This window comes from Pseudomonas sp. CFBP 13719 (genome assembly GCF_014842095.1).
In the GTDB taxonomy this organism is placed as follows: Bacteria; Pseudomonadota; Gammaproteobacteria; order Pseudomonadales; family Pseudomonadaceae; genus Aquipseudomonas.
In genome coordinates, this window is sequence record NZ_JACYVB010000003.1 from 508,311 (window position 1) to 520,880 (window position 12,570).

At 62.6% G+C, this 12,570-nt stretch carries 9 protein-coding genes and 1 tRNA gene; 4 read left to right on the forward strand and 6 right to left on the reverse strand.

The window, feature by feature from the left end; genetic code table 11:
• Nucleotides 1-50: 50 nt before the first annotated feature.
• Entirely contained in the window at nucleotides 51-248 is a 198-nt protein-coding gene (csrA, locus tag IFT57_RS12650) for a carbon storage regulator CsrA (RefSeq protein ID WP_122477900.1), read from the forward strand.
• A gap of 87 nt (nucleotides 249-335) precedes the next feature.
• On the opposite strand, the gene IFT57_RS12655 is transcribed toward csrA (IFT57_RS12650), so the two are convergent.
• A complete protein-coding gene (locus IFT57_RS12655) occupies nucleotides 336-668 on the reverse strand; it encodes a hypothetical protein (RefSeq protein ID WP_122477898.1) in 333 nt (110 codons plus the stop codon).
• 194 nt (nucleotides 669-862) lie between these two features.
• On the opposite strand from IFT57_RS12655, the gene csrA (IFT57_RS12660) reads away from it, so the two are divergent.
• Nucleotides 863-1,057 (forward strand): carbon storage regulator CsrA, encoded by a 195-nt coding sequence (gene csrA, locus IFT57_RS12660; protein WP_192049304.1) that lies wholly within the window; start codon nucleotides 863-865, stop codon nucleotides 1,055-1,057.
• Nucleotides 1,058-1,075: 18 nt separating this feature from the next.
• Here csrA (IFT57_RS12660) and IFT57_RS12665 read toward each other — a convergent pair whose 3' ends face one another.
• From IFT57_RS12665 to IFT57_RS12675, 3 genes are all read right to left on the reverse strand, one after another.
• Nucleotides 1,076-3,454, reverse strand: a complete 2,379-nt coding sequence (locus IFT57_RS12665; RefSeq protein ID WP_192151614.1) for a hybrid sensor histidine kinase/response regulator — start codon at nucleotides 3,452-3,454, stop codon at nucleotides 1,076-1,078.
• A 112-nt stretch (nucleotides 3,455-3,566) separates the two neighbouring features.
• The gene (locus IFT57_RS12670) at nucleotides 3,567-4,028 is read right to left on the reverse strand and encodes a response regulator (RefSeq protein WP_122477893.1); all 462 of its coding nucleotides are present in this window, start codon (nucleotides 4,026-4,028) and stop codon (nucleotides 3,567-3,569) included.
• 3 nt (nucleotides 4,029-4,031) lie between these two features.
• Nucleotides 4,032-6,302 (reverse strand): ATP-binding protein, encoded by a 2,271-nt coding sequence (locus tag IFT57_RS12675; RefSeq protein WP_192151615.1) that lies wholly within the window; start codon nucleotides 6,300-6,302, stop codon nucleotides 4,032-4,034.
• 239 nt (nucleotides 6,303-6,541) lie between these two features.
• Here IFT57_RS12675 and IFT57_RS12680 point away from each other — a divergent pair.
• Nucleotides 6,542-6,627, forward strand: a tRNA-Leu gene (locus tag IFT57_RS12680).
• 109 nt (nucleotides 6,628-6,736) lie between these two features.
• Complete coding sequence (locus tag IFT57_RS12685) at nucleotides 6,737-7,843, forward strand: Gfo/Idh/MocA family protein (RefSeq protein WP_192151616.1); 1,107 nt, start codon at nucleotides 6,737-6,739, stop codon at nucleotides 7,841-7,843.
• Nucleotides 7,844-8,089: 246 nt separating this feature from the next.
• On the opposite strand, the gene IFT57_RS12690 is transcribed toward IFT57_RS12685, so the two are convergent.
• Both IFT57_RS12690 and IFT57_RS12695 read right to left on the reverse strand, forming a co-directional pair.
• Complete coding sequence (locus IFT57_RS12690) at nucleotides 8,090-9,487, reverse strand: FAD/NAD(P)-binding protein (RefSeq protein WP_192151617.1); 1,398 nt, start codon at nucleotides 9,485-9,487, stop codon at nucleotides 8,090-8,092.
• A 56-nt stretch (nucleotides 9,488-9,543) separates the two neighbouring features.
• Nucleotides 9,544-12,351 (reverse strand): bifunctional diguanylate cyclase/phosphodiesterase, encoded by a 2,808-nt coding sequence (locus IFT57_RS12695; protein WP_244657336.1) that lies wholly within the window; start codon nucleotides 12,349-12,351, stop codon nucleotides 9,544-9,546.
• Nucleotides 12,352-12,570 lie beyond the last annotated feature (219 nt).

Sequence of the window (12,570 nt, forward strand, 5' to 3'; positions counted from 1 at the left end):
ACACTTCAAACACCGGATAAATTCTAAGCAAAGGAATCAAGGAGCCGTTCATGCTGATACTCACCCGCAAGGTAGGCGAAAGCATCGTCATTCATGACGACATCAAGATCACTATCCTTGGCGTGAAAGGGATGCAGGTGCGAATCGGCATCGATGCGCCGAAGGATGTACAGGTACATCGCGAAGAAATCTTCAAACGTATCCAGGCAGGCAGCCCTGCACCGGAAAAGGGAGATGGCCAGGCCTGATCGGCCACTTGCCGCGGTCCTTCGAACGCCGCCATGCAGCTGGCTTCAGCCAGGCTGCACAGCGGCGCGAAGTCACCGCTTACACGATCAGACAGGTGTTGCCTGGTGATGATTGTCGTCTGGAGCCCCTGCCCCACCGCCCGCATGCCGCTTCGCCTTGTCCGTGGCGAACGCCAGTGCATCCTTGGCACATGTCAATCCATCGCGTATTTCGGTCTGTTCCTTGATCACCCGGCCATCCACGCCGTAGGTGCCGAAGAACACCGAGATTTTGTCTTCGCCGATCTTGCGCGCACGTACCACGATACGGCAGCCGTTCTTGAGCGTTTCCTCATGGCGAACCTGCTCGTCCAGATAATTCGCTGACGAGTCTTCCCATTCCATGAACTGCTTGGTGGTTTCCAATTCTACGTCTGTCATATGCCTACCTCTTGTGGGTAATCAAGGCGATGCCTTATGTAACCGACCTTCTACAGGCGCCGTGGTTCAGTACAACCCACCGGTAGGAAAAGTCGCAGACGACAAATTCGCATCGAAGGGAATTATTCCTCCACGCCACACGTCACTAAGCAAAGGTGCCTTGAACGAAAGCCCTCGATTGCAAGGATTTCATCATGCTGATATTGACGCGCAACACCGACGAAAGCATCGTTATCGAAGACAATATTCGTATCACCATCATCGACGTCAAGGGCGGCCAGGTTCGCCTGGGCATTGATGCGCCACGGGATGTGGCCGTGCATCGCCAGGAGATCTACGAGCGGATCAAGGCAGGCGTGCCGATGGTACCCAAAACGGCCGGCCGCTGATTCGCCCGGCATCTATTGCTAGGCGCGGAAAGCAGCGTTGAGCTTGTTCGCCAGGTCCTGCTCGCGAAAGGGTTTCTGCACCAAAGGATAATGCTCGGCGTCGAGACCTTCTAGCTCGGCGTAGCCGGTTACGAACACGATCGGCAACCGCGGATGACGACGACGGATCATGTGAGCCAGCTCGCCGCCATTAGTGCCTGGCATGGCGAAGTCGGTCAGGACCAGGTCTACACTGGGGTCGAGCTTGTTCAGCGCCTGCTCGGCACTGTCGGCCTCGATCACACTGTAGCCGAGGCCCTGCAACATGGTCGCCGTCACTTCGCGCACGTCGTGGTCATCGTCCACCAGCAGGATGGTCTGGCGCTCGTTTTCGTCATGCGCGGCAGCGACATAGGCGGGCTCGTCTGCGTGCGCCACAGGCTGATCCGGAACGCCCGGCAAGTAGACCTTTACCGTGGTGCCGTAGCCTGGTGAGGTCATGATGGCCACGCCACCGCCCGACTGTTTGGCAAAGCCGAATACCTGGGCCAGGCCCAAGCCTGAGCCTTTGCCCACTTCCTTGGTGGTAAAGAACGGCTCGAAGGCCTTGGCCACCACCTGCTGGCTCATGCCAGTACCCGAATCCTGGATCGACAGCACCACGTAGTTGCCTGGCTCCGGGTCTTCCGGACGCTGCGCAGCCATGCTTACCGTTTCGTTGGCTGTGGACAGGCGCAAGGTGCCGCCGCCGGGCATGGCATCGCGTGAGTTGATCGCCAGGTTGAGAATGATCATCTCGGTCTGGGTCGGATCCACCAGCGCATTCCACAGGTCGGGCGCGGTGTCGGTTTCGATCCAGATGCTGCCACCCAAGGTGCGCTGCAACAGCTCGATCATGCCTTCGACGGTACCGTTGAGGTTCACCGCAACCGGTTCCAGGCGCTGACGGCGCGAGAAAGACAGCAGCTGACCGGTGAGCTTGGCACCGCGTTCGCCCGCCTCCTTGATGTTCTGCAGGCGGCCTTGAATGCGTTCGGTCCTGCCCTTTTCGAAATCGCGGGCAATGAAGGTGGTACTGGCCAGGATCACCGTCAGCAGGTTGTTGAAGTCGTGCGCCACACCCGCCGTCAGCTGGCCGACCGCTTCCAGGCGCTGCAGCTGGTGCAGCGTGGCCTCGATGCGTTGGCGCTCGTCGATCTGCTCGCGGAGCTGATGGTTGGCACCGGCCAGCTCATCCAGCACTTCACGCTCACCGGTGATGTCGCGCACGGCGGTGTACATCAGCCCCTCGTCCGGAACGATGGTCCAGGACAACCAACGGTAGTTTCCGTCGGCGTGGCGCATGCGGTTGACGAAGCGAGTCGAGACATTGCCGTTGGCGATGTTCTCGGTCTCGCGACGGGTCGCGGCGAGATCGTCGGGATGAATGATCTCCCACAGCTGGATGCTGCCCAGATGCTCACGGGTCCAGCCCAGTGTGGATTCCCATGCGGGGTTGAGCGACACCGGCGACATGTCGAAGCGCATCACCCCCAGCAACTCGCGGGACAGCTCCCAGGTGCGGTCGCGCTCGCGGGTACGCTTGACCACCCGCTCCCCGAGCATCTCGTTGAGCTGCTCAAGGGCCTGGGTCGCTTGCTTCTGCTCGGTGATATCCTGGATGACGCCGGTGAAACGCACGCACATGCCGTCTTCGAAGAAGGCCTGCCCATGGCTGGCAATCCAGCGCAGGGTACCGCTGGCCAGACGCACGCGATACTCGATGTGAAACAACCGCCCATCGTCGACCGTCAAGGCTGCAGTCATGCGCTCCTGAACCACGGGCAGGTCTTCGCCGTGGCAGTAGTCGAGAAACAGCGCCAAGTTGACTTCGGCAGCGGGGTCAAGCTCGTACAGTGCCCGGCAGCGTTCATCCCAGAGCAGTGTGTCGCTGGGCGGCGCATAGTCCCAGACACCCATGCGTGCCGCGTTGGTGGCGATGTGCGCACGCACCTCGGCGTGCTGCAGGGAACGTTCCGCGTCGCGCCGACGATGACGCTCGTGGACTTCGTCCATGGCGCGCTGGATGGCACGGGGCAACAGGCTCAGATTCTGCTTGAGCACATAGTCGATAGCGCCCTGGCGCATCATCTCGACCGCATGCTCTTCGCCGTAGACCCCGGACAGGAAGATGAACGGCGTCATCGGCGCCAGGCGCTGCGCTGCCTGCAGCACCAGAGGGCCGGATGAGCCGGGCAGCATGTAGTCACACAGAATCAAGTCGAACTCGCCGCCCGCCAACGCCTGCTCCACCGCCTGATGATTGAACACCAAGGTTGACTCGACCGGGACGCCCGCGCGCTCCAGGGCCATCAGCGCCAGTTCGGCATCGAGGGGGCTGTCTTCCACGAACAGCAGTTGCAAAGGCTTGGGCGGCATAGAGATCCGAATACGTGGCTGGAGTGTGGCGCGCTTAGCGCCATCCGTGCGCCATTGGGTGGGGCACGCTGGGTGTGGTTGGGTTTCGACCGTCACACAGCGCGAGCAGGACTCAGGAGCCGGGACGACGAACGATTCGTGACGAGCCAGGTGGCGGCTCGTTCAAGACCGCCCAGAAAATACCCAGGTCGGAAATGGCTGACACGAATTCCTTGAATTCGACCGGCTTGACCACGTAAGCGTTCACTCCAAGTGAGTAGGCCCGTTCAAGATCCGGTTCTTCCCTGGATGAGGTCAGCATGACCGTCGGAATACTGCGCAACTGCTCGGTTTCGCGGACCACCTTGAGCACTTCCAGCCCGTCGACCTTGGGCAGCTTAAGATCCAGCAGCAGCACCGCCGGGTTGCCCGCGTCACGCGCCGCATGACTGCCACGGCGCAGCAGATAGTCGAGCGCTTCGGCACCGTCACGCATGACGATGACTTCGTTCGCCAGTTGGCTGCGCTCCAGCGCCACCAGTGTCAGCTCCAGGTCTTTGGGATTGTCCTCGACCAGAAGAATAGGTTTGAGCATCGCTTACCTCGGTAGATTCGTGCCGGCGGAATGTGTACGTCGCGGCAACGCCATGTAGAAAGTGGCGCCCTGATCCAGGGCGCCTTCGGCCCACACCCGGCCGTCGTGTCGTTCGATGATGCGGCGCACACTGGCCAGGCCAATGCCGGTGCCTTCGAACTCTTCCATGCGGTGCAGGCGCTGGAACACCCCGAACAGCTTGCCGGCGTAGGCCATGTCGAAGCCCACGCCATTGTCACGCACGAAAATGATCGTCTCGGCGTCCTGCTGGTAGGCACCGACTTCGATCACCGCATGCTCGCGGGTGCGGCTGTACTTGATGGCATTGGACAACAGGTTGCGCAGCGCCAGGTGCACGAACGCGGCGTCGGCCACCAGGCGCGGCAGTGCTGCCACCTGCCATTGCAGATCGCGACCTTCGTAATCGGGCTGCATCTCCAGGCGGATGGACTCGACCAGCGCGTTGAGGTCGACGTCGGTGAAACGCAGGGCCGAACGCCCCATCTGGGAAAAGCTCAGCAGGTTGTCGACCAGGGTGCCGGCAAACCGCGCGGACTCGCCGATGTGTTCGAGAAAACGCAAGCCTCGCTCGGACAGCTTGGGGCCTTCGAAGTCGGTCAGCAACTCGGCGTACCCGGCAATGTGGCGCAATGGTGCACGCAGGTCATGGGACACGCTGTACGAGAATGCCTCGAGTTCCTTGTTGGATTTCTTCAGTTCGCCGGCCAACTGCGCCAGTTCTTCGGCCTTGCGCAGGACGATGCCCAGCACAGCGGTGCGCAGTTCGTGTACGCCTTCGATCTCGAGTGCGTCCCAAGGGCTTGAGAAGCCGCTGACTTCCTGCTTCCAGCTATCGAAGCTGGCGCGTGGATTGAGCACACCGGCACTGTCCAGGCTTTTTTCTGCCCGCCCTGCCCAAGTCACCGTGTGCGATTGCTCCGGCTTGAACCAGATCAAATAGTGGGAATGAATCTCGGAAATCGCCACGGCCAGCACACCGCCGCAGTAACGCGCCAGTTCGGGCAGCTCGGGCAGGTCTCGACCGACGTTGTCGCTGTGGAATATTTCCTGCCCGCCGCGCTCGGCCAGCCACACTGCCAGCGCATCGACCAACGCCTGCGGGGGTGTGTCACCCAGCAACTCGCAGCGAGCCTCGGCGATGATCGCCGCACCGCTGGCGCGGACGAAGCCCAGAAAGGTCTCGGGCAGCGTCAGCAGGCCGGCACGCACGCTGTCGCTGTCGGCCATGGCGGAGAGCAACTGGACGATCTGCCGACGCAGTTCGAGCATGCGCTCGTTCTGCGCATGGACGGCTTTGGTTTCGATCTGCAGCGACAAGACGCTGCCCAGCAGCTCACAAGCAGTGCGGGTCTGAAAACCGACCGCATGAGGCTGGTCGTGGTGACAGGAGATCAGCCCCCAGAGCCGGCCGTCGACCACGATGGAAATCGACATCGACGCCATCGTCTGCATGTTGCGCATGTACTGCACATGCACGGGTGAAACGCTGCGCAGTGCTGCATGACTGAGGTCCAACGGCTCGCCGTTCAGGGGGTTGTTGGCCGGAATCAGCGGCGATGCCTGGTAGTTGGCATCTTCGATCACCCGGATGCGGTTGATGCAGTACAAATCCCTGGCCTGACGCGGAATATCGGACGCCGGGAAGCACAGCCCCAGGTAGCTGGGGTAACCCTCGTCCCGTGCCTCGGCCAGCACGGTGCCGTTGCCCGTCTCGTCGAAACTGTAGGCCTTGACCCTACCGAAGCCGGTCACGCGCTTCACCTCGACCACCGAACGCTCGCACAACTCGAGAATGTCCTGGGCATTGTGCAACTGGCCAATGAACGTCCGCACCATTGGGTACAAGGCGCCATAGGCATGGGCCTCATCGGCAGCGGGCTCGAACTCGGCGACGATCACCCCGTCGACGCGGTGCACCATCATCGCCGTGGCGATCTGGCGACGGCTGCCCTGGGCGAAGCGCACATCGGCGAAATGAAATGGCTGCTGTTCTTCACCGGACCAGGCGGCCAGGCGCGCCGACAGCGCCGCACCTCGCTCGATCAGGTCGGCGACCGGCGTTTCCAGCAGGTGCGCAGGCTCGAGCTGCAGCCAATGGCGGACGTTGTCGCTGACCTGCAGCACACGCTGGGCGTCGGCGTCGAGCACCAGCATGAAACCTTGGGGCTGGATGCTGCCCGGCGTACGGATGGGCTCGCGCGCGCACTGCTCGATGGCAGCGGCGAGCGCGACCGAAGTCTCGCGTGATGTCACAGTGAATCTCCTGGCGGCCTATCAGCGCGGCGCTGCAAGCCATTGCATGGTCGCCAACCGTGGCATATGAAAAACTTACAATCGGCTACCACCTTAGCAAATTAAGACGCGCCATGTAGGCTTTACGTTCAATAATGGCAAATTGATTTTAGCCACCGCGAGTGCATGTTTGACAGGCCGCGCCGTTGAACCATTAGCGCATGACATTTCCGAGCCTAATCAGTATGATGCGCGACTGTGCGAGGTTGGCGAAATTGGTAGACGCATCAGACTTAAAATCTGACGACCTTTGGTTGTGCGGGTTCGATTCCCGCACCTCGCACCACCTCGATTTCCCCCCCCCTCTTCCCAATCTTCGGGAACTCCTGCCCTCCAAGCTTGCCGACTCCCTATACGCCACGCATTTCGCCTGGTGACACAAGGAGGCCCGACCCATGCCCGATGCTCAGGGAAAAATTCGTTATGCCGTGGTTGCCGGTGGCTGGATTTCGCAAGGTGCGTTCATGCCCGGTGTGGACCAGACCAGCAATTCGGTGATGACTGCACTGGTAACCGGCGACCCGATCAAGGCCGATGAACTGGCCGCGATGTATGACCTCAAGAGCTACAGCTACGAGCAGTTTCCCGAACTGCTGGCGTCTGGCGAGATCGACGCGATCTATTTGGCCACGCCCAATTTCCGTCATCGCGAATTCGCCGTCCCGGCGCTGGAAGCCGGTATCCACGTGCTGCTGGAAAAACCCATGGCCGCCAGCGAGGAAGACTGCCTGGCCATCAATGCCGCAGCCGAGCGCGGCAAGGCCAAGCTGATGATCGCCAACCGCCTGCATTGCGAGCCTGGCACGGTGGAAATGGTCCAGCGCGTGCGCAGGGGTGATATCGGTGAGCCACGGTTGTTTACCGCCACCTTCACACAACACACCGATGCGCAGAACCACCGGATGAAAAGCGGTTTCTGGGCCGGCCCGGCAGCGGACATGGGGCCCTACCCGCTCAATGCCGTGCGCAACCTGTTCGGCGGCGAGCCGCTGGAAGTGCATGCCGTAGGTGCGCAAACACCCGGACGGCCGATCAATACCCCGGACACCGTCAGCGTGACCCTGCAGTTCGCCGAGCAGCGTCAGGCCACGTTCACCATCAGCTACAGCCTGCCGGCGACCGAGCGTTTCCAGTTGATCGGCACCAAGGGTGAGTTCGAGGCATCGCCTTGCTTCGGTTTCGGTGAAGGCGTTGCCATCGCCTATCGCTCGATCATCGACGGCGACACGCAGTCGCATACCTCTCCGGTAGTGGATCAGTTCGGCGGTGAGACGGAGTACTTCTCTCAGTGCATTCTCGAAGACCGCCAGCCTGAAGCGGACGGGGACGAAGGTTGGCGTGATGTACGGGTGCTGGCCGCCATCGAGCGTTCGCTGCAGACCGGCGAGATCCAGAAGCTCGAGCCGCTGCCATCGCGCCCAGGCATCCAGCCTGATCAAGCGCGCACGCTGCCACTGGCCAAGGTGCCGCCGTACGTCAATACCACCGAACCCAACGACTGAGCGACGCTGCGGTCTGTCTGAACGACCGCGGCGCCCTTTTCGCGGCCGATGACCGCTCCTACAAGAGCAACCGCAATCCCTGTAGGAGCGGTCCGTGGCCGCGAACCAGGCGCCGCGGTGTGTCAGGTGCAAAGTGCCAGCCCCTTCGCGGCCGATGACCGCTCCTACAAGGGGGTACGCGCAATTCCTGTAGGAGCGGTCCGTGGCCGCGAAGGGCGCGCTCCGGTATGGCTGTGCAGCGCTGGTTCAGCAGCGGCTCAGCAATGTCATCGCCAGGCGTTTGGCCTGGGCAGCGACGTCGGTGACTGCGGTACTTTCCCACCACATGCCGCGCAACGGCGGGCCCATGGCAAACAGTCGTTCGGCGACATGGCCCTGGGTGTCGACCACAGCCCCGTCGACGTCAGCCTGTATACCCAAGGCCAGAGGTCCCGGCCGGATCAGGCCACGCGCCAGAAGCTGGCGCGGCAACGGCTCGTCGACTCGACGCCAGTCATACTCGATGCCACTGGAATTGATCAACGCATCACCGCGCAGTTGCACCGATGCCGACTCGCCTCGGCGGCGGATCGTCAGGGTCGTGCCTTCAGCGCGTTGGTAGCAGGCTGCCTGCAGCGTAAGCCGGCCCTCGCTGATCAGCCTCTGCAACAGCGCGTCGCTGGGCGGCGGCGACCGATGGTGGTGGCTCTCCCACCAGGGCCGCACATGGCGCACGAACTGGCGCTTCTGGCGCTCGCTGGCCTGGCTCCAGAGCCGCGCTATATGCACGCGCACCGTGTCCAGCGGCGCCTGCCAGTCGACACCTTGCTGCAACGCCTGACGGCATTGCCTGCGCACCTCGGCCATGAGCTGACGGGGGCTTCGCAAGTGGTCGGCGGTCGCCAGGAAATCCGGCCAACTCGGCGGCTGACGACGAACATGAGGCCACAAGCCGTGCCGCGAAATCACCGTGATAGGCCCGCGATGGCCGGCCTGGTCGAGCGAGACGATGGCATCGACCATGGTCAGTCCCGAGCCGATGATCAGCACTCGGGCTTGGCGATCGAGGCCACGCATGGCCTGCACGTCCCACGGATCGACAGCCGCAGCGTTCAGCCCGCCTGGCACTTTCAAGGCGGTGCGCGCGGCGGGAAACATGCCCGTGGCGAGCACCGCCTGCCGCCCGTAGCACGTTTGCCCGTTATCCAGGGTGATCTCGACCTGCTCGCCGTGGGTCTGCAGATCGATCGCCTGCGCGCGAACATGCGCTGCGGTGGAACCGTATCGCGCACCCACGGCACGCGCCTCGGCCAGACGTTGCTGGGCATAAAGTCCAAAGATGCCACGCGGCGGGAACAGCTCGGCCACCGGCAGGGCCTGCTCGGCCGACTGCGGCCAACCGCCGTTGTCGATGAACTGAGTGAGCCATTCAGTCAAGTCGTCGGCGTTGTCGGGGTCGACGCTCATGCGAGCCGCGTTGCCATTGAGGGTATGCCCCAACTCGGTGGCACTGTAGGCCTCGCCGCGGCCCAGTTCAGGGCGCGGCTCGATGATGACGATCCTCTGTGCGCGAGGTTGTCTGAGCAACTGCACTGCCAGCAGGGTCCCGCTCAAGCCGCCACCGACGATCACTACGTCGGCGTGCCTGGAAACAACATCGGTCATGGCTGTTTTCTCAAAAACGATTTCGCCGATCATACGTCATGCGAGGCACCCGGCCGCTACGACACCGCCGCAACGCCGCGACACGCCGCCAGATCGAGGTCCTGCAGCGCTGCGGGCCGGGCGAAGTAATAGCCCTGGGCTTGGGAAGCGCCCATCTCGCGCAACAAATGCAAGGTGGCAAGGTCCTCTACCCCTTCGGCGACGACCGTCAAACCCAGCGATTCGGCCATGCGCACGATGGCCCGGACGATGGCCCGGCTGCGGGCGCTGCTGGTCAATTCGAGGATGAACGACTTGTCGATCTTCAAGCCGTTGAATTGGTATTGGTGAACGTAGCTGAGGGACGAGAAACCTGCACCGAAGTCATCAAGCACAACGCTCATGCCGTGTTCGGCCAACTGTTGCATGGTCCGCTGTGCCATGGCCGGCTCGGCCACCAGCGCGCCCTCGGTCAGCTCCAGGCAGATCCGCGAGGCGGCTACCTGATGGCGCGCGAGCACGGCCAGCACTTCGTCGGCAAACCCGCTGCGGGTGATGCTGTAGCTGGAGCAGTTCACATGCACGGGGGGCCAGTGTGCATGCGCGGGCTGGGCAAGAATCTCGGCCACACACGTCAGCATGTAGAGGTCGAGACGACCGATCAGCCGCAGGCCTTCGAGAGCGGGAAGGAAGTGCCCTGGGGCGACGATGCGGCCGTCCGGCTGGTGCCAGCGAATCAACGCCTCCAGCGCCTGCACCTCACCGGTCTGGACATCGACGATGGGCTGGAAATACGGTAACAGTTCATCGCTGCGCTTGAGCGCGTTGCGCAGGGCGCCCTCCTGCTCGACCTGGTCGGAGACTTCGCGGCGCAACGCCTGGTTGAATACCGCGTAGCTGTCGCGACCGGCATTCTTCACCCGGTACATCGCCTTGTCGGCGTCCCGCAGCAGATCGGCCGGCTCGCTGTGGAACTGACTGTCGGCGCCGACGATGCCGATGCTGCACGAGGAAAACACTTCGTGGGCATTGATGAAAAAAGGCCGATCGAACGCCACCAGAATGCGCTCGGCCATCTCCACCGCAGCTTCCAGGTTCGAATCCGGCGCCAGCACGGCGAACTCGTCGCCACCCAGGCGGGCCAGCAGGTCGTGCTCACGCAGGCAGCCGCGCAGACGAGCGCCGGCTTCCCTGAGCAACTGGTCGCCGAAGTGGTGGCCAAAACTGTCGTTGACCATCTTGAAGCGGTCCAGGTCGATGAACATCACCACCAGTTCGCGGCCATCGGTGCAGTACTGGTCCCAAGCCTGGGCCAGACGCTGTTGCAGGTGAATGCGATTGGGCAGCCCAGTCAGTGCATCGTGGGCATTTTCGTACTGCAGCTTGGCGTTGGCATGGTCAAGCTCGCGGGTTCGACTCTGGACCCGGGCTTCCAGCCGCAGGTTCGCTTCATAGATGGCCTCGGCGGCGCTGCGTCGCGACAGCGCGGTGTCGATGTGGCGCGAGACGAACGTCAGCAGGTCCTGGTCGCGCAGGGTGTAGTGCACATCGCTGGCGTAGCTCTGCACCACCAGTACGCCGCGCACACGGTCATCGTCGAACAGCGGAACGCCGAGCCAGGATTGCGAGCGGATCGGCTCGCGGCTGTCTTCGATTTCACCCTGGATCATCAGGCGCGTCGCGGCGTCGAAATCGATCAGGCAGGCGCAGCGCTGGCGAATCACGAACTCGGTCAGGCCACGCCGACCGCGGCGCGGCTGCGGGCGACCGGCGAGCTGTTCATCGACGTAGTAGGGAAAGCTGACTTCGCCGCTGTCACCGTCGAAGATCGCAATGTAGAAGTTGCGTGCATACAGCAAGTCGCCGACGATCACGTGCAGGCTGTGATACAGGCCGTCGATTTCGCCCGGCTTGCTCGACAGCTCGGCAATCTGGAACAGCGCGACCTGCAGGTGCTCGGCGCGCTTGCGCTCGGAGACTTCCAGGCGCAGGGCGGCGTTGAGCTGGGACAATTCCTGGGTACGGCGCGACACCGTTTCCTCCAGGTCGGCCCGATGCAGGATACGGTCCAGTGCCATGGCAACGTGCCGGGCGACGACCAGGAACAGCGCCCGGTCTTCTGCACTGTACGCCCGCTGGACGTCGTAGACCTGCATGGCGATCATGCCGAACACTTCGTCGCGGGCGTTCTTGAGCGGCGAACCCATCCAGAATTCGGGGATGTGCCCTACGCAATGAAAACGCCCCTGCCGGCCCGCCAGGGCGATACCCTTGGCGTCGATCAGCAGGGGCTGGCCGCTGGTCAGTACCTGGCCGGTCAGGGACAGATGCTCGGGAGTCAGGTACTCGTAGTTCTCGGCTTCCAGCGCCTCGACGTCAATGACGTCCACGTAATAGGGATAGGTGATCTTGCCGCTTTGCGCGTCGTAGAGCGCCAGGTAGAAATTCTCGGCATCGATCAGGGTCGCCAGGAGCTTGTGTACACCGACCAGAAAAATCCCGCGATCGCGAGTGGAGCTGGCCAGGTAGGTGATTTCGTAGAGCACGCGTTGAGTGATCTGCGCGCGGGCCAGAGCGTCGGTCTGCACCTGGAGGCCAATGGCGGCAGCCAGATCGGCCAGGGCGCCATCATGGGAGACGTGCACAGGGGCCATCAGCCAGCCAAGTACCGCTTCGCCATGTCCGGTGGGCCATAGCTGGAGGCCGCAGCTTTCGCAGAAGCGCTGCAGCTCATGGTTGGCCAGCACCAGAGGCCAGTGTCGCTGCAGGTCGCCCTGGCCTTCGAGATGCAGCTGTTCGCCCGCCCGGTACCACGCCCACGCAGTGCTGTGTGGCCATTCACGGGCCTGCTGCAGAATCGCTTCCAGCGATGCTGCCTCGAGCATGGGCGTGGAGCCCTTGCCAAGCGCGGCAAAGGTCGGGGAATCGGAACTCATAGACGCTCCATGCCAGAAAACCAACGGCGTACATCTTCGAGCTTATGGCTATCTAATGGCAAGCCCCGCGAACGGCCCTGACGTTTACGGCAAATCTTTGTGTCGCAATCCCCCTTGCGTCCTTCCAGGCCACCGCGATGACCGCTCCAGCGCAATCTCCGTAGGAGC

What these genes read in the sequence shown, in the direction of transcription:
- csrA (WP_122477900.1), top strand. Translation starts at nt 51, where the DNA reads ATGCTGATACTCACCCGCAAGGTAGGCGAAAGCATCGTCATTCATGAC.
- IFT57_RS12655 (WP_122477898.1), bottom strand. Translation starts at nt 668, where the DNA reads ATGACAGACGTAGAATTGGAAACCACCAAGCAGTTCATGGAATGGGAA.
- csrA (WP_192049304.1), top strand. Translation starts at nt 863, where the DNA reads ATGCTGATATTGACGCGCAACACCGACGAAAGCATCGTTATCGAAGAC.
- IFT57_RS12665 (WP_192151614.1), bottom strand. Translation starts at nt 3,454, where the DNA reads ATGCCGCCCAAGCCTTTGCAACTGCTGTTCGTGGAAGACAGCCCCCTC.
- IFT57_RS12670 (WP_122477893.1), bottom strand. Translation starts at nt 4,028, where the DNA reads ATGCTCAAACCTATTCTTCTGGTCGAGGACAATCCCAAAGACCTGGAG.
- IFT57_RS12685 (WP_192151616.1), top strand. Translation starts at nt 6,737, where the DNA reads ATGCCCGATGCTCAGGGAAAAATTCGTTATGCCGTGGTTGCCGGTGGC.
- IFT57_RS12690 (WP_192151617.1), bottom strand. Translation starts at nt 9,487, where the DNA reads ATGACCGATGTTGTTTCCAGGCACGCCGACGTAGTGATCGTCGGTGGC.
- IFT57_RS12695 (WP_244657336.1), bottom strand. Translation starts at nt 12,351, where the DNA reads ATGCTCGAGGCAGCATCGCTGGAAGCGATTCTGCAGCAGGCCCGTGAA.